Origin of the sequence: Halopseudomonas pachastrellae (genome assembly GCF_900114765.1) — a bacterium.
Classification (GTDB): Bacteria; Pseudomonadota; Gammaproteobacteria; order Pseudomonadales; family Pseudomonadaceae; genus Halopseudomonas; species Halopseudomonas pachastrellae.
Genome location: NZ_FOUD01000010.1, coordinates 14616 through 38667, shown reverse-complemented (window position 1 = coordinate 38667; position 24052 = coordinate 14616). Strand labels below are relative to the sequence as shown.

At 61.2% G+C, this 24052-nt stretch carries 22 protein-coding genes and 3 tRNA genes; 9 read left to right on the top strand and 16 right to left on the bottom strand.

What is annotated here, in order from left to right:
* Positions 1-16: 16 nt before the first annotated feature.
* From tig to BM116_RS09315, 4 genes are all read right to left on the bottom strand, one after another.
* Positions 17-1363, bottom strand: a complete 1347-nt coding sequence (gene tig, locus BM116_RS09330; RefSeq protein ID WP_083724165.1) for a trigger factor — start codon at positions 1361-1363, stop codon at positions 17-19.
* A 194-nt stretch (positions 1364-1557) separates the two neighbouring features.
* Positions 1558-1642, bottom strand: a tRNA-Leu gene (locus BM116_RS09325).
* A gap of 54 nt (positions 1643-1696) precedes the next feature.
* Positions 1697-1772 (bottom strand) — tRNA-His (locus BM116_RS09320).
* Between the two features lie 35 nt (positions 1773-1807).
* Positions 1808-1884, bottom strand: a tRNA-Arg gene (locus tag BM116_RS09315).
* A 311-nt stretch (positions 1885-2195) separates the two neighbouring features.
* On the opposite strand from BM116_RS09315, the gene folD reads away from it, so the two are divergent.
* Positions 2196-3050, top strand: a complete 855-nt coding sequence (gene folD, locus BM116_RS09310; RefSeq protein WP_083724163.1) for a bifunctional methylenetetrahydrofolate dehydrogenase/methenyltetrahydrofolate cyclohydrolase FolD — start codon at positions 2196-2198, stop codon at positions 3048-3050.
* A gap of 62 nt (positions 3051-3112) precedes the next feature.
* Here folD and BM116_RS09305 read toward each other — a convergent pair whose 3' ends face one another.
* The 6 genes from BM116_RS09305 to BM116_RS09280 form a co-directional block, all read right to left on the bottom strand.
* Positions 3113-3901, bottom strand: a complete 789-nt coding sequence (locus BM116_RS09305; protein WP_083724161.1) for an SDR family oxidoreductase — start codon at positions 3899-3901, stop codon at positions 3113-3115.
* 61 nt (positions 3902-3962) lie between these two features.
* A complete protein-coding gene (gene prpF / locus BM116_RS09300) occupies positions 3963-5150 on the bottom strand; it encodes a 2-methylaconitate cis-trans isomerase PrpF (protein WP_083724159.1) in 1188 nt (395 codons plus the stop codon).
* A gap of 50 nt (positions 5151-5200) precedes the next feature.
* Positions 5201-7825 carry a Fe/S-dependent 2-methylisocitrate dehydratase AcnD gene (gene acnD / locus BM116_RS09295; protein ID WP_083724157.1) on the bottom strand — a complete coding sequence of 875 codons (2625 nt, stop codon included), beginning with the start codon at positions 7823-7825 and terminating at the stop codon, positions 5201-5203.
* 2 nt (positions 7826-7827) lie between these two features.
* On the bottom strand, positions 7828-8985 hold the full coding sequence (prpC, locus tag BM116_RS09290; RefSeq protein ID WP_083724155.1) for a bifunctional 2-methylcitrate synthase/citrate synthase: 1158 nt from the start codon (positions 8983-8985) through the stop codon (positions 7828-7830).
* A gap of 72 nt (positions 8986-9057) precedes the next feature.
* Entirely contained in the window at positions 9058-9942 is an 885-nt protein-coding gene (gene prpB, locus BM116_RS09285; RefSeq protein WP_083724153.1) for a methylisocitrate lyase, read from the bottom strand.
* The gene (locus tag BM116_RS09280; RefSeq protein ID WP_407920310.1) at positions 9942-10649 is read right to left on the bottom strand and encodes a GntR family transcriptional regulator; all 708 of its coding nucleotides are present in this window, start codon (positions 10647-10649) and stop codon (positions 9942-9944) included. Before BM116_RS09280 ends, prpB begins: the two co-directional genes overlap by 1 nt.
* A gap of 303 nt (positions 10650-10952) precedes the next feature.
* Here BM116_RS09280 and rloB point away from each other — a divergent pair, with 303 nt between their 5' ends.
* The 3 genes from rloB to pabB are packed head-to-tail and all read left to right on the top strand — an operon-like array spanning position 10953 to position 14855.
* Complete coding sequence (rloB, locus tag BM116_RS09275; RefSeq protein ID WP_083724149.1) at positions 10953-12479, top strand: osmotic stress tolerance membrane protein RloB; 1527 nt, start codon at positions 10953-10955, stop codon at positions 12477-12479.
* Between the two features lie 9 nt (positions 12480-12488).
* Entirely contained in the window at positions 12489-13499 is a 1011-nt protein-coding gene (locus BM116_RS09270; RefSeq protein WP_083724147.1) for an alpha-L-glutamate ligase-like protein, read from the top strand.
* Positions 13500-13514: 15 nt separating this feature from the next.
* The gene (gene pabB, locus BM116_RS09265; protein WP_083724145.1) at positions 13515-14855 is read left to right on the top strand and encodes an aminodeoxychorismate synthase component I; all 1341 of its coding nucleotides are present in this window, start codon (positions 13515-13517) and stop codon (positions 14853-14855) included.
* A 144-nt stretch (positions 14856-14999) separates the two neighbouring features.
* Here the strand turns inward: pabB and BM116_RS09260 are convergent, their stop codons facing one another.
* The gene (locus BM116_RS09260; RefSeq protein WP_083724143.1) at positions 15000-16358 is read right to left on the bottom strand and encodes a spinster family MFS transporter; all 1359 of its coding nucleotides are present in this window, start codon (positions 16356-16358) and stop codon (positions 15000-15002) included.
* Positions 16359-16605: 247 nt separating this feature from the next.
* Between BM116_RS09260 and BM116_RS19155 the strand changes: the two genes are divergently transcribed.
* The 3 genes from BM116_RS19155 (at position 16606) to BM116_RS19145 (ending at position 17412) form a co-directional block, all read left to right on the top strand.
* The gene (locus tag BM116_RS19155) at positions 16606-16935 is read left to right on the top strand and encodes a hypothetical protein (RefSeq protein ID WP_235846726.1); all 330 of its coding nucleotides are present in this window, start codon (positions 16606-16608) and stop codon (positions 16933-16935) included.
* Between the two features lie 66 nt (positions 16936-17001).
* On the top strand, positions 17002-17187 hold the full coding sequence (locus BM116_RS19150; protein ID WP_235846725.1) for a hypothetical protein: 186 nt from the start codon (positions 17002-17004) through the stop codon (positions 17185-17187).
* A 15-nt stretch (positions 17188-17202) separates the two neighbouring features.
* The gene (locus tag BM116_RS19145; protein ID WP_235846724.1) at positions 17203-17412 is read left to right on the top strand and encodes a hypothetical protein; all 210 of its coding nucleotides are present in this window, start codon (positions 17203-17205) and stop codon (positions 17410-17412) included.
* 13 nt (positions 17413-17425) lie between these two features.
* Here the strand turns inward: BM116_RS19145 and BM116_RS09250 are convergent, their stop codons facing one another.
* On the bottom strand, positions 17426-18556 hold the full coding sequence (locus BM116_RS09250) for a YbfB/YjiJ family MFS transporter (protein ID WP_083724141.1): 1131 nt from the start codon (positions 18554-18556) through the stop codon (positions 17426-17428).
* Positions 18540-19427: a LysR substrate-binding domain-containing protein gene (locus tag BM116_RS09245; protein ID WP_083724139.1), complete on the bottom strand. Its 888-nt coding sequence runs from the start codon at positions 19425-19427 to the stop codon at positions 18540-18542. The genes BM116_RS09250 and BM116_RS09245 overlap by 17 nt, the downstream gene beginning before the upstream one ends.
* Before the next feature lie 53 nt (positions 19428-19480).
* On the opposite strand from BM116_RS09245, the gene BM116_RS09240 reads away from it, so the two are divergent.
* Positions 19481-20572, top strand: a complete 1092-nt coding sequence (locus tag BM116_RS09240; RefSeq protein ID WP_407920311.1) for an NAD(P)H-dependent flavin oxidoreductase — start codon at positions 19481-19483, stop codon at positions 20570-20572.
* 18 nt (positions 20573-20590) lie between these two features.
* On the opposite strand, the gene BM116_RS09235 is transcribed toward BM116_RS09240, so the two are convergent.
* The 3 genes from BM116_RS09235 to BM116_RS09225 form a co-directional block, all read right to left on the bottom strand.
* Positions 20591-20953 (bottom strand): glyoxalase superfamily protein, encoded by a 363-nt coding sequence (locus BM116_RS09235; RefSeq protein ID WP_083724135.1) that lies wholly within the window; start codon positions 20951-20953, stop codon positions 20591-20593.
* 35 nt (positions 20954-20988) lie between these two features.
* Complete coding sequence (locus tag BM116_RS09230; RefSeq protein WP_083724133.1) at positions 20989-21339, bottom strand: DUF7079 family protein; 351 nt, start codon at positions 21337-21339, stop codon at positions 20989-20991.
* A 317-nt stretch (positions 21340-21656) separates the two neighbouring features.
* Positions 21657-22610, bottom strand: a complete 954-nt coding sequence (locus tag BM116_RS09225) for an endonuclease (protein WP_083724131.1) — start codon at positions 22608-22610, stop codon at positions 21657-21659.
* Positions 22611-22984: 374 nt separating this feature from the next.
* Here BM116_RS09225 and dusA point away from each other — a divergent pair, with 374 nt between their 5' ends.
* Positions 22985-24007: a tRNA dihydrouridine(20/20a) synthase DusA gene (gene dusA / locus BM116_RS09220; RefSeq protein ID WP_083724129.1), complete on the top strand. Its 1023-nt coding sequence runs from the start codon at positions 22985-22987 to the stop codon at positions 24005-24007.
* The last annotated feature ends 45 nt before the right edge of the window (positions 24008-24052 follow it).

Below are 24052 nucleotides of genomic sequence, written 5' to 3'. Positions count from 1 at the left end.
GGAAAGCTGCAGCTGATTACTCGGCTGCAGTGGCTTCCTCGGCCTCGTCAGCAGCAACCTGAACAGGTTGCGCCGGCTTCACGGCCTCTTCATAAGCAACTTTCTTATCAGTCACTTGCGCCTTCTGCAGCACAGTATCCACGACTTGTTCTTCCAGCACAACCGACTGGATCTCGCCCAGTTGCTGCTCGTTCTGGTAGTACCAGTTAACAACCTGCTCCGGCTCCTGGTAGGCAGAGGCCAGCTCTTCAACCATGGCGCGAACGCGATCGTTGTCAGGCTTGATGTCGTTCTGCTTGACCACTTCGGCAACAATCAGACCCAGGCTAACGCGGCGCTTGGCCTGCTCTTCGAACAGTTCTGCCGGCAGCTGGCTGACGTCAAAGTTGGCGCCACCAAACTGTTGACCAGCCTGCTCACGCAGACGATCGATTTCGCTGCTGATCAGTGCTTTGGGCACTTCAACGGTGTTGCTTTCCAGCAGACCGTCCATGACCTGAGCCTTGACCTTGGTCTTGATTGCCTGACGCAGCTCACGCTCCATGTTCTTGCGAACTTCGGCGCGGAAACCGTCCAGACCACCTTCGGTCACACCAAACTGGGCGAAGAACTCGTCGTCCAGTTCCGGCAGAACCGGCGCGGCAACAGCCTGCACGGTGGTTTCGAACTCGGCGGCCTTACCAGCCAGATCCAGGTTCTGATAATCCTCAGGGAAGGTCACGTTCAACGTCAGGCTGTCGCCCGCCTTGGCGCCGACCAGACCCTCTTCAAAGCCCGGAATCATACGACCAGAACCCAGTACCAGGTTGGTGCCGTTGGCAGTGCCGCCCTGGAATGCTTCACCGTCGATCTTGCCAACGAAGTCGATGGTGACCTGATCGCCGTTCTCGGCAGCGCGCTCAACCGCTTCAAAGCGGGTGTTCTGCTTGCGCAGAGTGTCCAGCATGGTGTCGACGTCGGCGTCGGTCACTTCAGACTCGGGACGCTCAACGCTGATGCTTTCAAAACCAGCCAGAGCAACTTCTGGGTAGACTTCGAAAGTAGCGATGTACTCGAAATCCTTGCCCTCTTCCATGGACTTGGGCTCAACGCTCGGCGCACCGGCCGGGTTCAGCTTTTCCTGCATGACTGCTTCGTAGAAGGAGGACTGGATAACTTCGCCGATCACTTCCTGATGAGCGGAAGCACCAAAGCGCTTGCGGATAACGCTCATAGGCACCTTGCCAGGACGGAAACCATCAACGCGGGCACGCTTGGCGGTCTGCTGCAGACGCTTGTTGACCTCGTTTTGAATACGATCGGCAGGAATGCCTACGGTCATGCGGCGCTCGAGGCCGGAAGTGGTTTCAACCGAAACTTGCATGGATAGTCCTCGTTCAACAGACAAAGAAAATGTTATTTGGCGAATTCCAAAGGGTCGACATTCTAGTCGCTTGACTTGCAGAAGTCATCACCGCCGCGACAAACAGAAAAACAGCCACCCTCACAAGCAAGCGAGAGGCGACAGACAACTGTTATATAAGGAAGCAAATCAAGAAAGCCAAAGGGCTTGAAAGATGGTGCGGACGGGGAGACTCGAACTCCCACACCTCGCGGCGCCAGAACCTAAATCTGGTGTGTCTACCAATTTCACCACGTCCGCATTCGGAGCTTGAAACAAAAACGCCAGGCTGGGCCTGGCATTTTTACAGAATAGTGGGGTGGACGATGGGGATCGAACCCACGACAACAGGAGTCACAATCCTGTGCTCTACCAACTGAGCTACGCCCACCACTACATGCTTCTCGACCACACAGCCTTGCCAAATGGCACGCCCGGCAGGACTCGAACCTGCGACCATCCGCTTAGAAGGCGGATGCTCTATCCAGCTGAGCTACGGGCGCCCTCTGCATACTCCGCCCTTGCGGGTGGCGTATCCGATCACCTTGTGACGTGTAATCGATGCTGCCTGGTCGCCTTCCAAACCGGTATCGCTGTGTTTGTGAAGCGGGGCGAATAATACTGAGCACGCCCGCCCACGTCAACGCCACATTCAAAAAAATTTAATCACAAGAGCAAGTTAAGCATCTCATAGGCTAAAACGCCGGTAGCCCGCCGCCCGGATGCAGTTTTCCGACAACCTGCCCCGCATGCCCTTTTTCCGCGGGGGCCGGCGTGCCACAATAGCGCCACTTTTTTCTGCGTCAGGAACCCCATGAACGCCAAACTCATCGATGGCAAGCAAATTGCCGCCAACCTCCGCAAGGACATCGCCAGTAAAGTCACCGAACGCAAGAATAACGGCCTGCGCCTGCCGGGCCTGGCAGTGATTCTGGTCGGCAGCGACCCTGCCTCCCAGGTGTATGTCTCGCACAAGCGCAAGGATTGCGAAGAAGTCGGGTTCCTGTCCCGCTCGCATGACCTGCCGGCCACCACCAGCCAGCAGGAGCTGCTCGATCTGATCGACAGCCTCAACGAGGATGCCGAGATCGACGGCATTCTGGTGCAACTGCCGCTGCCGGCGCACCTGGACGCCTCCCAGCTGCTGGAGCGCATCCGCCCTGACAAAGACGTTGACGGCTTCCACCCCTACAACATTGGTCGTCTGGCCCAGCGCATGCCGCTGCTGCGCCCCTGCACGCCGATGGGTATCGTCCGCCTGCTCAACAGCACCGGCGTTGACCTCTACGGCCTGGACGCCACCGTTGTTGGCGCGTCCAACATCGTGGGCCGCCCGATGGCGCTGGAGCTGCTGCTGGCTGGCTGCACCACTACTGTCACCCACCGCTTCACCAAGAGCCTGGAAGAACACGTACGCCGCTCCGATCTGGTTGTGGTTGCCGCGGGTAAACCGGGCCTGGTCAAGGGCGAGTGGATCAAGCCGGGCGCCATCGTCATCGACGTGGGCATCAACCGCATGGAAGACGGCCGCTTGGTTGGCGATGTGGAGTTTGGCCCCGCTGCCGAGCGCGCCAGCTGGATCACCCCGGTGCCCGGCGGCGTTGGCCCAATGACCCGCGCCTGCCTGCTGGAAAACACCCTGCACGCCTGCGAGCACCTGCACAAATAAACGCAGCAGCGCAAACAAGAACGCCTGGCAAAAGCCGGGCGTTTTCGTTTCTACCTCAACAATCAGAGGTTGCCGGTGCGACCACCATCTACCGGCAGGTTGATGCCGTTGATATAGGCCGCCGCCGGCGACGCCAGAAAACCGACCGCATTGGCAAACTCCGCAGGCTCAGCAAAGCGGCCAACCGGAATGCTGTTGGCCATACCCTCCGCCACCTGCTCTACACTCCGGCCACTGTTCTTAGCGCCGCCGGCAATCAAGCTGTCCAGCCTTGGCGTTTGGGTCAGCCCCGGCAGCACGTTGTTAACCGTAATGCCGTCGGCCGCCAGCTCGGTCGACAAGGTCTTGGCCCAGTTAGCCACCGCTGCACGCACGGTATTGGAGACGCCAAGATTGCGAATGGGCTCTTTGACCGAGGTAGAGAGCACGTTGAGGATGCGCCCGAAGCCTGCACTGCGCATACCGGGCAATAACAGCGTGAGGATGGCCTGCGCATTGACCACGTGCTGGGTCAGCGCATCAGCATAGGCGTCTGGCGAGGCGTCACAGGCGCGCCCTGGCGCAGGGCCACCGGTGTTATTCAGCCAAATATGGATGGGGCCGCCCCGCTCCAACTCATTCACCAGCGCCAGCGTCAGCGCAGCCCGATCGCTTGCATCGACCGACAGCACGGCGTGCTGCTGTCCCTGATTGGTAGTAAGACTGTCGCGCACCGCCTGCAGCTTATCGAGCGAGCGCGCCAGCAGCACCACCTCAGCGCCCTGCTCCGCCAACTGACGAGCACAGGCCTCGCCCAATCCCTGACTGCCACCACAGATCAGCGCACGCCGACCAGACAAATCCAGATTCATATCGCATCCTCACCGCGTTGTTAAGCTCGCCCGAGCCTAACACGCGGTGGGTAGCAGCACATCAGAACGCGTCGCCCGGCACCCTTACGTTGCCTTCCATCAGGATGCGCGCGCTGCGGCTCATGATGGCCTTGGTGACAGCCCACTGACCGTCAACCTGCTTGGCCTCGGCACCCACGCGCAGCGACCCGGACGGGTGACCAAAACGCACTGCCTCCGGCCCGCCACCACCGGCAGCCAGATTCACCAGCGTGCCTGGAATCGCCGCTGCCGTACCAATAGCGACCGCGCAGGTGCCCATCATGGCGTGGTGTAGCTTGCCCATGGACAGCGCACGCACCAGCAGGTCAACGTCAGACGCTTCAATCTGCTTGCCGCTGGAGGCCTTATAGGTCTTGGGCGCCGAGACAAAGGCAATCTTGGGTGTGTGTTGACGCTTGGCGGCTTCTTCCGGGGTTTTGATCAGCCCCATGCGCAGCGCGCCGGCAACGCGAATCTGCTCAAAGCGTGCCAGCTGGGCCGAATCGCTGTTGATGTCTTCGCGCAGCTCGGTGCCCTGGTAGCCGATATCTTCGGCATTGACGAACACAGTCGGGATACCCGCGGTGATCATGGTCGCCTTGAAGGTGCCGACACCGGGCACGTCCAGGTCGTCGACCAGATTGCCAGTGGGGAACATGGAGCCGCCCTCTTCGCCGTCGTCGGACGGATCAAGGAACTCCAGCACGATTTCAGCCGCTGGGAAGGTCACACCATCGAGCTCAAAGTCACCGGTCTCCTGCACTTCACCATTGGTGATCGGTACATGGGCGATGATGGTCTTGCCGATATTCGCCTGCCAGATGCGCACAGTGCAGACGCCGTTGTCCGGAATCCGCGACGGATCAACCAGACCCGCGTGAATGGCGAAGGCGCCCGCGCCGGTCGACAGGTTGCCGCAGTTGCCGCTCCAGTCCACAAACGCGCTGTCGATCGAGACCTGACCGTACAGGTAATCAACGTCGTGCTCGGGCTGGCTGCTTTTCGACAGAATCACGCACTTGGAAGTCGACGAGGTGGCACCACCCATGCCGTCGATATGCGCACTGTACGGATCGGGGCTGCCGATCACGCGCATGAACAGCTTGTCGCGCGCCTCGCCCGGCACCTGACAACGCTCGGGCAGATCCTGCAGGCGGAAGAACACGCCTTTGCTGGTACCGCCACGCATATAGGTAGCGGGAATTTTGACTTGGCTTACGTGAGCCATGAAAACCTCTCCTGAAAAGAACACCGGGGCGCAAGCGCCCCGGTAGTGGATCAACCTTGCTCTGACTCAAGGAAGTCCTTGGCGAAGCGCTGCAGCACGCCGCCGGCCTTATACACGCTGACATCGGCAGCAGTATCCAGGCGACAGGTCACCGGCACCTCGACGACGTCGCCATTGCGGCGGTTGATCACCAGCGTCAGCTCGCTACGCGGCGACACCTCCCCTTTGATGTCGTAGGTCTCGGTGCCGTCCAGGCCCAGCGTCAGGCGGGTGGTGCCCGGCTTGAACTCAACCGGCAGCACACCCATGCCCACCAGGTTGGTGCGGTGAATGCGCTCGAAGCCTTCAGCCACGATCACTTCAACACCCGCCAAGCGCACGCCCTTGGCCGCCCAGTCGCGCGACGAGCCCTGACCGTAGTCAGCGCCAGCCACAATGATCAGCGGCTGCTTGCGCTCCATGTAGGTCTCGATGGCCTCCCACATGCGCATGACCTTGCCTTCCGGCTCAACCCGGGCCAGCGAACCTTGGCGCACGCTACCGTCGTCGTTCAACACCATCTCGTTGAACAGCTTGGGGTTGGCCAGGGTGGCGCGCTGGGCGGTCAGGTGATCACCACGGTGAGTCGCGTAGGAGTTAAAGTCCTCCTCCGGCAGGCCCATCTTGTGCAGATACTCACCAGCGGCGCTATCCATCAGAATTGCGTTGGACGGCGACAGGTGGTCAGTAGTGATGTTGTCCGGCAGGATCGCCAGCGGACGCATACCCTTGAGTGCCGGCTTATTGGCCAGCGCGCCCTCCCAATACGGCGGACGACGGATGTAGGTAGACATCGGGCGCCAGTCGTACAGCGGGCTTTCCGCCTCCTGCACGCTGCCCAGATCGAACATCGGGATGTAGATCTGACGGAACTGCTCCGGCTTGACGCTGGAGGCAACGATAGCGTCGATCTCTTCGTCGCTCGGCCACAGGTCTTTCAGCGTGACCGGATTGCCGTTCGCATCAAGGCCCAGCACGTCCTGTTCGATATCGAAGCGCATGGTACCGGCAATGGCGTAAGCCACAACCAGCGGCGGCGAGGCCAGAAACGCCTGCTTGGCGTACGGATGGATACGACCATCGAAGTTGCGGTTACCGGACAGCACGGCTGTCGAGTACAGGTCACGGTCGATGATTTCTTGCTGAATCTTCGGATCCAGCGCACCGGACATACCGTTACAGGTAGTGCAGGCGTAGGCAACGATGCCGAAGCCCAACTTCTCCAGCTCCGGCAGCAGGCCCGCCTCCTCCAGATACAGCTTGGCGACTTTAGAGCCCGGTGCGAAAGAGGTTTTCACCCACGGCTTGCGCACCAGGCCCAGATCGTTGGCCTTTTTGGCCAACAGACCTGCCGCCACCACGTTGCGCGGGTTGGAGGTGTTGGTGCAGCTGGTGATCGCAGCGATGATCACTGCGCCATCAGGCATCAGGCCCTGCGCTTCTTCACCCTTGCCGGATTCCCACTTGGCCTCGTCGGAGATGCCACGCTCAGCCAGCGCCGAGGTCGGCAAGCGGCGGTGCGGGTTGCTTGGTCCAGCCATATTGCGCACAACGCTGCCCAGATCAAAGCTCAGCACGCGCTCGTACTCGGCGCTCTTAAGCGCATCACTCCACAGGCCCAGTTCTTTGGCGTAGGTCTCAACCAGCGCAACCTGCTCCGGCTCACGACCAGTCAGCTTGAGGTAATCGATGGTCTGGCCGTCGATGTAGAACATCGAAGCGGTTGCGCCGTATTCCGGGCACATGTTGGAGATGGTGGCGCGGTCGCCGATGGTCAGGCTGTCCGCACCCTCGCCAAAGAACTCAACGTAAGCACCGACCACACGCTCCTGACGCAGGAACTCGGTAATCGCCAGCACAATGTCGGTCGCGGTAATACTAGGCTGACGTTTGCCGGTCAGCTCGACACCGACGATATCAGGCAGGCGCATCATCGACGGATGACCCAGCATCACGGTCTCGGCTTCCAGACCGCCGACGCCCACAGCGATAACACCCAGGGCATCAACGTGCGGGGTATGCGAGTCGGTTCCGACGCAGGTGTCAGGGAAGGCAATGCCGCCGCGCGCCTGAACCACCGGACTCATCTTCTCCAGGTTGATCTGGTGCATGATGCCGTTGCCGGCCGGGATCACGTCGACGTTCTTGAACGCGGTCTTGGTCCACTCGATAAAGTGGAAGCGGTCTTCGTTGCGACGATCTTCGATGGCGCGGTTCTTCTCGAACGCATCCGGGTCAAACCCGGGCGCTTCAACTGCCAGCGAGTGGTCAACGATCAGTTGCGTCGGCACCACCGGGTTAACCTTGGACGGGTCACCACCCTTCTCGGCGATGGCGTCACGCAGACCTGCCAGGTCGACCAGCGCGGTCTGACCCAGAATGTCGTGACACACCACGCGCGCCGGATACCAGGGGAAGTCCAGATCGCGCTTGCGGTAAATCAGCTGCTCCAGCGACGCCGTCAGGCTCGCCGGATCACAGCAGCGCACCAGCTGTTCGGCCAGCACACGGGAGGTATAGGGCAGCTTGGCCCAGGCACCGGGCTGGATCGCATCCACCGCCGCGGGGGCGTTGAAGTAATCCAGATCGGTACCGGCCAGGCGTTCACGGTATTGGCTATTCACGGTAGTAGTCATTGTTATTTACGATCCTTGAGCGCTACAAACGGCACATCTTCTGGGCCGACATAGTTGGCGCTCGGACGAATGATCTTGCCGTCGATGCGTTGCTCGATCACATGGCTGGACCAGCCAGCAGTACGGGCAATCACAAACAGCGGAGTGAACATCGCGGTGGGCACGCCCATCATGTGGTAGCTCACGGCGCTGAACCAGTCGAGGTTGGGGAACATCTTCTTGATTTCCCACATAACGCTTTCCAGCCGCTCGGCGATGTCATACATCTTGGTGTTGCTCTGCTCGTCAGACAGCTCGCGAGCCACTTCCTTGATCACCTTGTTGCGCGGGTCGGAGACGGTGTAGACCGGGTGACCAAAGCCGATGACGACTTCTTTCTTCTCGACGCGGGCGCGGATGTCGGCCTCTGCCTCTTCCGGATTGTCGTAGCGTTTCTGAATCTCGAAAGCGACTTCGTTGGCGCCACCGTGCTTCGGGCCACGCAGAGCGCCGATGGCACCCGCGATGCAGGAGTGCATGTCAGAGCCGGTACCGGCGATCACGCGGCTAGTGAAGGTCGATGCGTTGAACTCGTGCTCGGCGTACAGGTTGAGACTGGTGTGCATGGCACGAACCCAGGATGCGCGCGGCGCTTCGCCGTGCAGCAGATGCAGGAAGTGGCCGCCGATGGAGTCATCGTCGGTTTCCACATCGATGCGCTTGCCGTTGTGGCTGAAGTGGTACCAGTACAGCAGCATGGAGCCGAACGAGGCCATCAGCTTGTCAGCGATGTCACGGGCACCCGGGTGGTTGTGATCGTCTTTCTCCGGGGAAACGCAGCCCAGAACAGAAACGCCGGTACGCATCACATCCATCGGGTGGGCAGACGGCGGCAGTTGCTCAAGGGCAGCTTTCACTGCCGCGGGCAGACCACGCAGCGCCTTCAACTTGGCTTTGTAACCGGCCAGCTCGGCAACAGTCGGCAGCTTGCCATGCACCAGCAGGTGGGCGATTTCTTCAAATTCGCAGGTGGTGGCAACATCCAGGATGTCATAGCCGCGGTAGTGCAGATCATTACCGCTGCGGCCAACGGTGCACAGTGCGGTGTTGCCGGCAGCAGTGCCGCTCAGGGCAACGGATTTCTTCGGCTTGAAAGTCGGGGTCTCGGTGTTGGACGTCATGGCGAGTGTCTCCTCACGGATCATTCTTTTAGATAGATGACGGCCCCGCCTGGGCGGGGCCGGAGCCAATAATTACTTTTTGCCGGCGGCGAACAGCGCGTCCAGCTTTTGCTCAAACGCGTGGTAACCAATGCGATCGTACAGCTCGGCACGTGTCTGCATGCTGTCAACCACGCTCTGCTGATGGCCTTCGGTGCGAATGGCGGTATAGACGTTTTCAGCAGCCTTGTTGGCGGCGCGGAAGGCAGACAGCGGATACAGCTGAATGGCAACGCCAACCGAGGCCAGCTCTTCACGGGTGAACAGCGGCGTCGCACCAAACTCGGTGATGTTGGCCAGAATCGGCACGTTCAACTCTTTAACAAAGCGCTCGTAGGTCGGCAGGTCGTAGGCCGCTTCCGCAAAAATGCCGTCAGCACCGGCTTCAACATAGGCCTTGCAGCGTTCAATGGCGGCGTCCACGCCTTCAGCCTGAATGGCATCGGTACGGGCAATCAGGAAGAAGTCCGGATCGGTCTTGGCGTCAGCAGCCGCGCGCACCCGGTCAGCCATCTCCTCGGTGGAGACAATTTCCTTACCCGGACGGTGACCACAACGCTTGGCACCCACCTGATCTTCAATGTGGGCAGCAGCAGCGCCGGCCTTGATCAGGCTCTTCACGGTACGCTCGATATTGAACGCGCTCGGACCAAAGCCGGTGTCGATGTCGACCATCAGCGGCAGGTCGCACACGTCGGTGATACGACGCACATCGATCAGCACGTCTTCCAGGGTGTTGATACCCAGGTCCGGCAGCCCCAGAGAGCCGGCAGCAACGCCGCCGCCAGACAGGTAGATAGCCTGGAAGCCGGCACGCTTGGCCAGCAGCGCGTGGTTGGCGTTGATGGCACCAATGACCTGTAACGGATTTTCGGCTGCCAGTGCTTCGCGGAAACGTTTACCCGGGGTTTTCGACATCAGACTGTTCCTCCTTGGGAAGTGACAGCATCGCCCTGCTCCTGCAGTCGACGCTCGATGTTGCGGCGTGATGCGCTGATATGTCGGCGCATCAGCATTTCCGCCAGTTCACCATCGCGGTCGGCGATGGCCTGAATAATATTGTGGTGTTCGGCAAAGGCCTGCTTCGGCCGTTTGGGGGTAGTAGAAAAGCGATAGCGGTACATGCGCACCAGCTGATAGAGCTCGTCGCAGAGCATGTGACTCAGGGTGCGGTTCTTGCTGCCCTGCACGATCAGATAGTGGATATCCAGATCGCCTTCCTGCTGGTAGTAGGACTTGTTGGCTTTCAGTCCGCTGTGCTGCTCGTGCATGGCGAGTACGTCACGCAGCGCGGCGATCTCGTCCTCGGTCATGTTCTGCGCAGCCAGCCGACAGGCCATGCCTTCCAATGCTTCACGAACGTGATACAGCTCGATCAATTCAGCGTAGTCCAGCGACACCACCCGCACGCCGGCATGAGGGATGCGCACCACCAGGCGGCGACCCTCGAGGCGGCGAATCGCCTCGCGCAGCGGGCCGCGACCAATACCGAAGGTGGTCGACAGGTATTGTTCGCTGATACGCGTACCCGGTGCGATCTCGCCTTTGACGATGGCGGCCTGAATACGCTCAAAGGCGCCGTCAGACAGGGTTTGCGTTGGCCCATCCAGAGTCGCTTCTATCAATTGTCTACAATCCTCAGCAGCCGATAGCAGAAAACAGCGAAATTCTGCGCCCCGCTACCGACGATTGTCAACAATCCATAAGTAGCAACGCTTGGACTATGCTGATAAGGAACCCCGCTTAATGCCCCTCCCGGCACCGCGCGGGGAACCGTACCCGCGACAGGCTGTCTGCCGGAGGGCTCGATAAATGCTGTACGCAACCTCTACGAGGCGCCCTGTGCGCATGCTAAGATGCGGCCAGCTCGCTGCGCCTGCCAGGACGGTAAAAGGTCAGGCGGACCTACAACAGTTGTTGAGATAACTATGCAATCAATAAATCTGCACCTGAAGATCCTGATCGCCGTGCTGGTCAGCCTTGGCGTACTCATCACCGGCTACCAGATCTACTTCCTTGATATCCCCGTAACCGAAGACGAAACCGATGACATCTGGAGCCTGGATGCCAAAGTCGAGTTTCGCGCGGTACCCGGTACACCAATTAAGGCGCAGTTCTTTATTCCTCCGCTCAATCAGGACTACGTCAGCCTGAACGAGAGCTTTATCTCCAACAACTACGGTGTGAACATCAACAACCAGGCCGGCAACCGCCGCGTGACCTGGTCTTCACGCCGTGCGAGTGGCACCCAGACGCTCTACTACCGCCTGGTACTGACCCAGCGTTATAGCGAAGAGCAGGCCAAATCCGCGCCGCCGCCCGCGCCGCAACCGGTGCAGCTCGAAGGCCCCGAGCAGGTAGCCGCCGACGCCCTGATCAACCCTATCCGCCAGCACTCGGCTGATATCGAAACCTTTATCAGCGAGACCATTCGCCGGGTCAACGACATCACCGACGATAACGTCAAACTGCTGCTGGCCGGCGGCACCAGCGCCATGGACAAAGCACGCGTGATTGAACTGCTGCTGTCCAACGCCCGCATTCCGCTGGAGCTGGTGCACACCATTCGCCTGGAAAACACCGACGCCCAGACGCCCGAACTCTGGTTGCGCAGCTACAACGGAGAGCGCTGGCTGTATTTCCATCCGGAGACTGGCCAACAGGGCATCCCTGATAACCGTCTGGTCTGGTGGACCGGCAGCAACCCGATGCTGTCGCTCGAAGGCGGCCGTCAGGCCAGCGTGACCCTGACTGTCAGCAACAGCGAAATGAACGCCCTGCGTCTGGCCAAGCTGACCACCCAGAACAGTGCCTCCGCGCTGCTGGAATACTCCCTGTACGGTCTGCCCCTGCAGGCCCAGCGCGTGTATCAGGTAATGATCATGATCCCGGTCGGGGTACTGGTCATTCTGATCCTGCGCAACCTGATTGGCATGCAGACACTGGGTACCTTCACTCCGGTGCTGATCGCCCTCGCCTTCCGCGAGACGGAGTTGGGCTGGGGTATTGCGCTGTTCACCGTGATCACCGCTCTGGGCCTGTCGCTGCGCTCCTACCTTGAACACCTCAAGTTGCAGATGCTGCCGCGCCTGTCCATCGTGCTGACCTTTGTTGTACTGGTGATTGCCGCCATCAGCCTGTTCAGCCACAAACTTGGGCTGGAGAAGGCGCTGTCGGTATCGCTGTTCCCGATGGTGATTCTGACCATGACCATTGAGCGCCTGTCGATCACCTGGGAAGAGCGTGGCGGCGCCCAGTCGCTGAAAACCGCCCTGGGCACGCTGGTTGCCGCAACATTGGCACACCTGCTGATGACCATTCCGGAGCTGACCTACTTCGTGTTCACCTTCCCGGCCGTGCTGCTGATTCTGGTGGCCTTCATGCTGGCGATGGGTCGTTACCGCGGCTACCGCCTCACCGAGCTGATGCGCTTCAAGGCGCTGACCAAGAGCTGAGGAGGCTGCATGTTCTGGAAAACCTGGAGGGCGCTGTCCGAGGCCGGCGTCATGGGCATCAACCGCCGCAATGCGGACTACGTGCTCAAGTACAACAAGCGTCACTTGTACCCTGTGGTCGATGACAAAATCCTGACCAAGGAGCGCGCCATCGCCGCCGGCATCCATGTGCCGCAGCTGTACGGCATCATCGATACCGAGAAGGACTTCGACAAGTTCGACAGCATCGTTGCCGAACACCGCGACTTTGTAATCAAGCCGGCGCAGGGCGCCGGCGGTGACGGCATCATCGTCATCGCCGACCGCTTTGAAGGCATGTACAAGACCGTGGGCGGCAAGATCATCAGCCGCGACGAGATTGGTCACCACATCTCCAGCATCCTGTCCGGCCTCTACTCACTCGGCGGCCACCGTGACCGGGTGCTGATCGAATACCGCGTGACCCCGGACCAGATCTTCAAAAGCATCAGCTATGAAGGCGTGCCGGATATCCGCATCATCTGCCTAATGGGCTACCCGGTCATGGCCATGCTGCGTCTGCCGACGCGCCAGTCCGGCGGCAAGGCCAACCTGCACCAGGGCGCCATTGGCGTCGGTGTAGACTTGGCCACCGGCATCACCCTCAAGGGCACCTGGCTGAACAAGATCATCAGCAAGCACCCGGATACCACCAACCCGGTAGACGGCGTGCAGCTGCCTGACTGGAACGGTTTTATGCATCTGGCCGCCTCCTGCTACGAGCTGTCGGGCCTGGGCTACATCGGCGTTGACCTGGTTCTGGACCAGGATCAGGGCCCGCTGATCCTGGAGCTCAACGCCCGGCCGGGTCTGAACATCCAGATTGCCAACGACGCCGGCCTGACCAAGCGCTGCCACATGGTCGAGCACCACCTGGCACAGCTCAAGAAGGAAGGCCGCGAGGAAAGCGCCGAGGAGCGCGTGGCCTTCTCCCAGAAGCACTTCGCCAAGCTGCCGGACGCACCGCTGTCGAGTGACGAAGCCAACGCCACCAGCGCATGACCAAAGAGCGACTCCATGCCTGACTACCAGCTCCACGAGCTGGCCTACCAGGCAGACCCGCTGCCACGGCTGAACGCCGTGCGCAGCCTGGGCGCCCCTATCCTGCTCGATTCCGCCGACCAGCGCAGTCAACTGGGGCGCTTCAGCATGCTCTGCGCGGGCCCGCTACGTCAGCTCACAAGCAGCGGCAACCCTGCAACAGACCAGCAACACCTGCGCGCAGCCTTGCAGCAGCTCGGCCCGGCCAGTTGGCCTGACGGCATCACCCTGCCCTTTGGTGCCGGCCTGGCGGGCTATCTCGCCTACGACTACGGCCGCCAACTCGAAGCGCTGCCCGAGCAGGCGCGGCACGACATTCCCTTGCCGGACCTGGCCTTCGGGCTATACGACTGGAGCTTGGTCAGCGACCACCAGCAGCAGCGTTGCTGGCTGGTATGCCACCCCAGCGTTTCGCCGGCGCGGCAAGCCCAGCTCCTGGCTGCGCTTGAGCAGCCGGCCGAGCCGGCGAGCACATTCAGCCTGACCGCGCCCTTTGGCGCAGACCAAAGCAAGAGCCAATACGCCGCAGCCTTCGAGCGCATCCAGCAGTACATTCATGCCGGCGACTGCTACCAGATCAACCTGGCCCAGCGTTTCAGCGCAACGTTCAGCGGCGACCCGCTGGAGGCCTACACCCGCCTGCGCGAGCGCAGCCCGACACCCTTTTCTGCCTATCTGGAAGTACCCGGCGGCGCCCTGCTCAGCCTGTCGCCTGAACGCTTTATCGAGGTACGTGAGGGGCGCGTAGAGACCCGACCTATCAAGGGCACCCGCCCGCGAGGCCAATCAATTGACGAGGATCGGGCGCTGGCCCAGGAGCTGCTTGATTGCAACAAGGATCGGGCAGAAAACCTGATGATTGTCGACCTGCTACGCAACGATCTTGGCCGTAGCTGCAAACCCGGCAGCATTCGCGTGCCGGAGCTGTTCAGCCTGGAGAGCTACCCCAACGTGCACCACCTGGTCAGCAGCGTGACCGGCCAACTACGCGACGACTGCGATGCCATTGACCTGCTGATGCGCGCCTTCCCCGGCGGCTCCATCACCGGCGCCCCCAAAATCCGCGCGATGCAGATCATCGAGGAGCTGGAGCCGGTACGTCGCAGCCTGTATTGCGGCAGCGTCGGCTACCTGGGCTGTGAGGGTCAGATGGACTTCAACATCGCCATTCGCAGCTTGATCTGCCATGGCAAGCGCATCCATTGCTGGGGCGGCGGCGGTATCGTTGCCGACTCGGTCATGGAGCTTGAGTACCAGGAAACCTTGACCAAGGTCGGCAATCTGCTCAATACCCTGCAACCTGCCTGCCCTTTCTGAGCACGCCGGCTCCCTACCCAGCCCAGCGTCGCTGTGCCGGTCAAAACTGGCGCCCCAGGCCATGAGAACATCCGGCAGCAGCCTGCCGGCTACATGCACAAAAAAACCGGCCAGCGCCGGTTTTCTTGTCGAGCAGTGATCAACTCACGCCGTCGCAGCCGCCTGGTCCGATGCGTCTTCAGGCTCATCTGCCGCCATCGCCGCTTCCATTCTCTTGGAATCAGCAACGAAATAACGCGCGCCCATCAGCAGCGCCGCCATGGCAGCCAGCAGCGCAACCGGGATGGAGATCATTGCATCATGCAGACCTTGCGCCTTGAACACTTCGTTCATCTCAGCAGCACCGGCAGCCACCCGCGCCGCCTCGGCAAAGTGATCAGACATCAGCCCCACGACCACCGGCCCCATGCCGCCACCCAGCAGGTACAGGCAGGCGAAGAACAGCGCCACAGCGGTGCCGCGCAGACGCGGCTCGATGACATCCTGAATCGCGGTGTAAACGCTGGTGAAGTAGTTGTAGGAGAACAGCCAGCCGATCGAGAACACTGCGATGAACAGACCAATCTCGATTTCTTCCTGCAACAATGCATAGCCCGTCGCCAGGGCGGCGACCAGCATACTGATGGCACCAAACATCAGCCGCCCGGTTGCCCAGCGCTGGTGTACCTTGTCAGCAATCCAGCCGCCAGTGGTGAGGCCAACCAGGCCGGTCACACCGACGATAACACCGGTAGAGACCGCCGCTTCCTGCAGTGACAGATGGAAGTAGCGCTGCAGCATCGGCACCATAAAGGAGTTACAGGCGTAGGAAGCGAAGTTGTACGCCAGGCCGGCCAGCGTCAGCCACCAGAAGGTGCGCACGGCAAAGATCTTGCGCATCGGCTTGTCCACCGGCGCGGCACTGGTCTTAACGACCTCTGCGGCGCCCCGTGCAGGCTCCTTGATCATGAAGACGAACACTGCGAGCAGCAGCCCCGGCACTGCGGCGATATAGAACGGCGCACGCCAGCTGTCGAAAGCCTCGACCATCGCGCCGACCGTGAAGAAGGCCAGCAGCAGGCCAAGCGGCAAACCGAGCATGAAGATGCCCATTGCCCGTGCGCGCTTGTGCGCCGGGAACAGGTCGCCGATCAAGGAGTTGGCCGCCGGCGCATAGCTGGCCTCGCCCACGCCAACACCCATGCGAATGATCAGGAAGCTCCAGAAGTTCCAGGCCGCACCGGTCAGCGCGGTAAAGCCACTCCACACCGCCAGGCCCCAGCCCATGATCTTGCGGCGCGAACCAACGTCAGCCATGCGCCCCAGCTGAATACCAGCCAGCGCATAAACAACCGTGAAGGCAGTGCCGCCCAGGCCCAGTTGGAAATCACTCAGATCCCACTCCATGCGCAGCGGCTCGATGATGATGGCCGGGATGGTGCGGTCGAAAAAGTTGAACATGTTCGCCAGGAACAGCAGAAAAAGGACCCGCCAGGCGTTCTTTGCCTGTTGTGGCTGTTGCATGAGCTGACCTCTCTTGTTATCCAGCCTTGCCGAAAGCAAGACAAACACCTCTGGAACGGGCGTTTCAAGGAGTCTCACCGATAGACCAGGCAACCGAAACCACTAGGCATGTCATGATCGCAGCGCTATCAATGAGCTGAATGGCAATTTCTGCGACAGGTCGCCCATTAGGCCCATGCAACCACTAGCAGCGTGACTACACCGACACAACCAAGACCACCCTGACGCCAAGGAAAGGACCAGCCTCATGCCTCGGATTATCCCCATCAGCGCACTGGCGATGCTCGCCGCCCTGCACACACTCAGCGCCAGCGCCGACCAGGCCGCCGCCGACCTCGCCAAGTCACTCAGCAACCCGGTGGCGGCATTGATCAGCGTGCCGTTTCAGTACAACTACGATCACAACATTGGCCCCGGCAACAATGGCGACCGGCACACGCTGAACATCCAGCCGGTCATCGCCATCTCGATCAGCGAAGACTGGAACCTTATCTCACGCACCATCTTGCCGGTCTCCCACCAAAGTGCCGTCTTCCCCGGCGCTGGCAGCCAGACCGGTACGGGCGATACCGTATAGAGTCTGTTCTTCTCACCCAAAGAGCTAACAGCAAGCGGCTGGATCTGGGGTGCCGGGCCCATCGTCATGCTGCCCACCGGCTCGGAAGACGAGTTGACCACCGACACCTGGGCCGCTGGCCCGACCGGTGTCGCCCTGCGCCAAAGCGGCCCGTGGACCGTCGGCCTGCTGTTCAATCATCTGGTTGATGTGGCAGACGCCGAGCGGCGCACCGATATCAACAGCACCTTCATTCAACCGTTCGGCAGCTAGACCACACCGTCGGCCGTGACCTACACCCTCAACAGCGAAGCCACCCACGACTGGGAAAACCACGACAGCGCGGTGCCCATCAACTTTGTCGTATCCAAGGTGGTGCCGGTTGGCGGCCAGTTGTTCAGTATCGGTGGCGGCCTGCGCTACTGGGTAGACAGCACCGAGAACGGCCCAGAGGGCTTTGGTGCGCGCCTGATCATCACCGCCCTGCTCCCCAAATAACCCTGCTGCGAGGCTAAAGACGCAACGACAAGGCCGCTGCCAACAGCAACGCCGCGGCAGCGGCCAGCAGCGCGCTGTTAAAACTCAGAAACACCGCGTGCAGCCGATCAGCCATCAGCGGACCAAGAATCTGCCCCACCCCGTAAGCCAGTGTCATGATAGCCATAAGGTTGGCACCGCCTTGCCGCGCAGCGCGCTGCGCCGCAGGCATGGCGATGGTCACGGTCCCCATAAAGGTGCCACCAACCAGCAAGGCACTCAGAGTGAATCCGATGGTTGATGGCAGCAACACCGGCAACGCCACACCGCAGGCCTGAACCAGCAGGTTGAGCCGCAAGGCTGCGCGGGTGCCGAGCCGCTCATGCACCTGATGCCAGAGAAAACACGAGGGCGCAGCCCCCACCCCAAATACCGCCCAGACATGGGCTGCGTTCAGATCTGGAAAGCTGTCGCGAACCAGCACCGGCAGATAGGTTGCCGTAACGATATAGCCGAGCCCGGCCAGACCATAAAGAAGGACCAGCGGCACTGCCGCAACAGACGGCGCACGGCTCCTGGCGCTATCTGCTGACAAGCCTGCCGCCACAGCCGGAGTGAACAACAAACCGGGCAGCGCAAGCAGGCTCAGCGCAAACGCAGCGGCGCCGAGCAGCAGCCACATCCCGCCGCTATGCAAACCAAACTGTCCGCCCAGCACCAACAGCTCGGCAGACATGGCGATACCCACGCCCACGCCGGCGTACAACAGCGGCGCACCAGCAAACTGCGCTCGGTGCTCAAACAGCCACAACGACCCGGCCACCATAGCCACAGCGCTGAGCACGCCCGCCAGCAGGCGTACCACAACAATCGCCCAGACAGATGTCAGCATGGCCAGCACCGCCAGGCAGGCCGCCGTGCCCAGCGTAGCTACCACGCAGAGCAGGTTTGCCCGATGACTGCGAGCCCACATCAAAAGCAGAGCGCCCAGCAGATAACCGGCGTAGTTGGCAGAGGCCGCGATACTGCCGCCCTGCAGCGTGATAACGCCCTCTTCCACCATAAGCGGATAAATGGCGGTAAAGGCAAAGCGCCCAAACCCCATGCCGATGACCAGGATCAGCGCCGCCTCCGTTGCCGAGCGCAGATCAAGCATCCGCGCCATCAGCGACCTCCGGCAGCAACGCCAACAGATGCTCAAGGGCGGGCGTGAAGGAGCGCTCACGCCACACCAGCAGCGTATCAGCCGGCCCCGCTGGCCATGTCTGCAGTTGCTCCCGCGCAGGGCTCAGATTCAGCACGCTCTCGGGCAGTAACGTTACGCAGCCCCCGGCTGCCACGCAGGCGATCATCGCGTGATAGGACGCCATCTCCTGCACGCGCCACTCGGTCGACCCGTGCAGCCCCAACAACGCTTCGGCGACACCCCGGTAGGTGCACCCCTGAGGAAACGCCGCGAGCGAACGAATGGCCAGATGATCAATATCACCGCCTGCCAATGCTCCAGACGGCATCGCCAGCAGGAGCTGTTCACGCCAGACAGCCCGCGCCTGCAGGCCCAGGTCAGCCAAGGCTTCAACACCGCCAAAATCAGCCGGCAGAGCAACAAAGGCGCAGTCGAGTTGCCCGTTACGCACCTGCTCCAGCAGCGGCATCGATGGACCAGTCTGCAGCTGCATGCGCGTGGCTGGCTGCCGTTGGTGAAAGGCCGCCAATATGGCCGGCAGCCGCGCCGCCGCCGTACTTTCCATGCTGCCAAGGCGCAATACGCCCGCATGGCCGCCGCCGCTCACCACCTGCCGCGCCTCGTCCTCCAGTGCCAACATTCGGGCACCGTAGTCGACCAGACGTTCTCCGGCCGGCGACAGGGACAGGCGCTTACCCGTTCGCACGAACAACTCCGTGCCCAGATCGATCTCCAGCTGCTGTATCCGTGTGGTGACGTTGGACGGCGCCCTGCCCAGCCGCGCCGCAGCGCGCGTGATACTCAGCTCCGCCGCTACAGCGGCAAATATTCGAAGCGTTTCCGAATCCATATAATTCTCATTGAAAGAATATTTATTAAATACTATTCTCCAAAAAAGAATACATCAACACCCAAGGAGAGCGCATGAGATCCACCCACCCTTTGCTCGAACGCCTGGGTATAGAAATACCCATCATTCAGGCGCCGATGGCTGGCGTATCCACTCCCGAACTCGCGGCAGCCGTCTCCAACGCCGGGGCACTGGGCTCCATTGCTATCGGCGCAGGCACTTTGAATCAGGCCCGTTATGCCCTCAACAAAACCCGCGCACTGACGACACGCCCCTTCAACGTCAACCTGTTCTGCCACGCACCACCTCAGCCTGACACCCAGCGCGCCCAGGCGTGGCTCGCCCACCTCAGCCCCTTATTCGAAGCCGCCGCTGCGCCTACACCTGCCACGCTGGAGGAGATTTATCGCAGCTTTGTAGGCGACAGCGACACCCTTGCTCTGCTGCTTGAACAGCGCCCCGCCGTGGTCAGCTTTCATTTTGGGCTGCCGCCAGCCGAACACATCGACGCCCTGCGCCGCGCGGGAATGTACACTCTGGCGACCGCGACCAGCGTTGAGGAGGCAGCAGCAATTGAGCAGGCGGGGGTGGATGCAGTGGTCGCGCAAGGTATTGAGGCGGGCGGTCATCGCGGCATTTTTGACCCCAGTGCCCATGACGAGCAGCTGAGTACGGCAGCGTTGGTATCAAAGCTCGCCAAACAGTGCAGCCTGCCCATCATCGCCGCAGGCGGCATCATGGACGGCCAGGGCGTTGCCCGCATGCTCGAGCTGGGCGCATCAGCGGCGCAACTGGGAACCGCCTTTGTACTCTGCCCAGAGTCCAGTGCCGCCCCCGCCTACCGTGCCAACCTGAAAAGCGAGCAGGCCGGCGATACCTGCCTGACCGCCAGCTTCTCCGGGCGACCAGCGCGCGGCATCGTCAATGATTTCATCCGCTTTTGCGAGACTCCGGGCAGCCCGGAGGTACCGGACTACCCGCTTGCCTATGACGCCGCCAAGCAGCTGCACGCCGCCGCCAGCGCACAGGGCAATCACGCCTTCGCCGCCCACTGGGCAGGACAAGGTGCGACACTGGCGCGGGAGCTACCGGCAGCCGAGTTGGTGGCCCTGCTGGCTGATGAGCTACGCAAATACAACGAGTAATAGAGGGGACTTGCCAGGTCAGTCGCCCGGCTGGTTGAACCAGATCCGGTTGGAAAACGGGTCGGTCACGCTGAAGCCCTGGTCGCCCCAGGGCGCCAGCTCCATCACCGGGCGGCAGTAGGCATAATCCCGCCCCTGTAGCTCTGCCAGCAAGGCTGACGCGTCACTGACATTCACGAACAACTTGCTGCCGGGGCTGCAATCACCCGAATGCTCACTCAAATGCAAGACCAGCGAGCCTCTGGATACCTGAAGGTAGAGCGGAAAACCCGCCTCATAGCGGTGCTCCCAATCAACCTGCATCCCCAAAAAGCCAAGGTAAAACTCACGCGCTTTCTGCTCGTCGAAAATGCGCACAACAGGAATGGTTTGAAAGTCCACGCAGTTATCCTCGGGCTTTGGATCAGGCATGCATCCTAACTGAAACCCGTCGGCAAACGAGCGGCAATCTCGGCCCAGCAACGACGAATCTCCCGCGCCGTACTGCCATGGCCGCCCTGTCTGGCCGGCTCACTGGCGGGCCGAATATGCTCAAGCAACCAGGCATCGGACCAGCCGGCCCACTCCCCGGCCACCGACGCAAGATTAGCCGCCAGCACCGGATACAGCTCAGCCCACAAGACCTGTCGTACCTGCTCCGGGCGATAGCCGCTTTCAAGCACCACCCGAGCCACATAATCAAAGGTGAGCGTATCGGGCTCAGTGTCCAGAAACAGCTCCGACAACGCGCGCCAGAGCGCTACCCGCCACTCATCCACCGGCGGCATGCTCACTGGCGCTGCAGCGGGGGAGCGTCTTTGTCTAAAGATATTCAGCATAAACAATTCGCCCCCTGCCTCAAGCCAGAGATAACCAGATCGGGCTCACCACCCCAGCCGAGCACCTGATCAAAACGCGCCCGATCCGCCTGCTGCGCCTGATCAAATATCACCGGCGTAGCGCCTATTTCCCGTCAGTCTGTCGCAACAACGGTGCTGCCCTTGCCGGTTGACCAACCATCGCAACCGACGGCAAGGGCACGCCCCAGCGAGTCTACCCAGTCAGCCGGGCTGCGCCCAGCAAGCGAATCCAGCATATCGCCGGGTCAATCGCTGCAGTTGCCCGCTTTCCTGAACCCGGCAGCCACTGCAGCCGCCTCAGTGTCAAAATGCACCTGGTTGCGCGGCGCGACCCGGTCGTAGCTCGGGCAGCCTGAGGGCAAGTGGTATACCTTGCTGTTGCGGTTACCGATGATGCCGCCGGTGCTGCTCGCCCCCTGCGCAGGCGTCGCAACCGGACCTGGCGATACAACGCCATCGCGCGTTGGCCTGTATCCAAGCGACCAGACCCTGTCCCCTGTGACAAAAGGATTGCTGTGCCCCATGACCCGCGCCGTGCGGTTGCTCCACTCCTGCTCCCACTCGGTAACCGGATACTGACGGCTCCAGGCCATCAGCAGCTGTTGCTGCTGACGAGACATCGACAGGCCGTAACGGTCATACATATAGAAGTGAACCCGCGCGACCAGCCCCTTAACGTCGTCCCGAGGCTCAGCCACCCGCTGCTGAAAATCCACCTTTGACGTGCAGGCACCATATTGCGCGGGCGCTCTACCGATCATTGCATACTGAAAGTTGCTGCGATCGCCGTTGACCTCCCCCACAGACGGGTAGAGGTTAAACAGATCGGCCTCCATCACCCGGAACACCGGATCGTTCATCACACAATTGCGCCGCCCGCCGTTCTGCCAGCACTGACGCTGATGGCCAAACACCCAGGCCGGGACAATATGCTCCCACTCGATCCGCTCTGCCCGCGTCTGCTGGGCGCGCGTCTCATAACCACAAGAGCTGGCGTCAACCCGGCCACCGGAGCGCCCAACCCAATCCCAGCGACACCCGCAATACAGGTCTCCCTGGCTAACGGCCCGCTCATCCAGAAACACCTCGCGCTTGGCTGTCGCCTTGGCGGCGGAGAAACTGGTCGGCGCATCAGCAAAGGAGATGGAAACAAACAGGCACAGCAGTACGGCAACAAACAGATCAGCCAGCGACTTCATAACGCGGAGCTTTCTCGGCAAAAACCGCGCATTGTAAGGATGTGCGCCGTCATCCGATAGCGCCAGAGGCTCAAGAACAGCGCTTACAGCGGTATGCAAGAGACTTTCGCGCGGTTCGCCGGCAAGCTGTCATGGGACGAAAAACACGCCGATACCGTTGTCAGCCGGGCTCATCAAGCGCTTTATCACGCCCCGGTTCGAAAACCCCGGTTTCCTGATAAAATACCGCCCCAGTGAGGCGCTCCGGCCCCTGCTGCGCGCCGCCCGGCTTTCGACTCTGTCCGAGCGACAACGGTGTTACCTCACTCGCCGCGCAACACCGCAGCCACGCCCTGCGGCCAGCCGCTATAGAACGAACCTCACAGACAGCCGCCATGAACCCGCAAGCCTCCTCGCCCAACCACACCACGCGCCCAGAGCCCAATCGCCGCTTCAGCGTTGCGCCGATGATGGACTGGACTGACCGTCACTACCGGTATTTTGCCCGGCTGATCAGCCGCCACGCGCTGCTGTACACCGAGATGGTCACCACCGGGGCAATCCTGCACGGTGACCGGGCGCGCTATCTGGGCTATGACGTCGCCGAGCAGCCGCTGGCCCTGCAGCTGGGCGGCAGCAATCCTCAGGAGTTGGCAGAATGCGCGGCGCTGGCCGAGGCTGCCGGCTACGCAGAGGTTAACCTCAACGTGGGATGCCCCAGTGATCGGGTGCAGAACAACATGATTGGCGCCTGCCTCATGGCTCACCCCGAGCTGGTGGCCGATTGCGTGCGCGCCATGCGCGACGCCTGCGCTGTGCCGGTCACGGTGAAGCACCGCATCGGCATTAACGGTCGCGACAGCTACGAGCAATTGTCTGACTTTGTCAGCACGGTACACGCAGCCGGCTGCACCAGCTTTACCGTGCATGCGCGCATCGCCATTCTGGAAGGCTTATCGCCCAAGGAAAACCGCGAGATCCCGCCACTCAAATACGAAGTGGTACACCAGCTGAAGCAGGACTTTCCGCAGCTGGAGATCATCCTCAACGGAGGTCTGACCGATCTCGCCGTGATGCAGGCCGAGCTGGCCCACGTCGACGGTGTGATGGTGGGCCGCGAGGCCTACCACAACCCCTGGCTGCTGGCCGATGTCGATCAAGTACTGTTCAACGACGCACACCCGCAACCGACCCGCTTGCAGGTCTTGGCACAGATGCGCCCGTATATCGAGCAGCATCTGGCGGCCGGCGGTCAGATGCATCACATCACGCGCCATATGCTCGGCCTGTTCCAGGGCCTGCCGGGTGCGCGGCATTTTCGCCGCGAGTTGAGCACCACCATCCACCGTACCGAGCAGCCGCTGGCCCTGTTCGATCAGCTGTTTGAGCAGATGCAGGCCAGACTCGAAAGAGCATAAGACCTGTTGACGATTGCGGCTGTCAAAGCGCATAGGGTAAGGTCA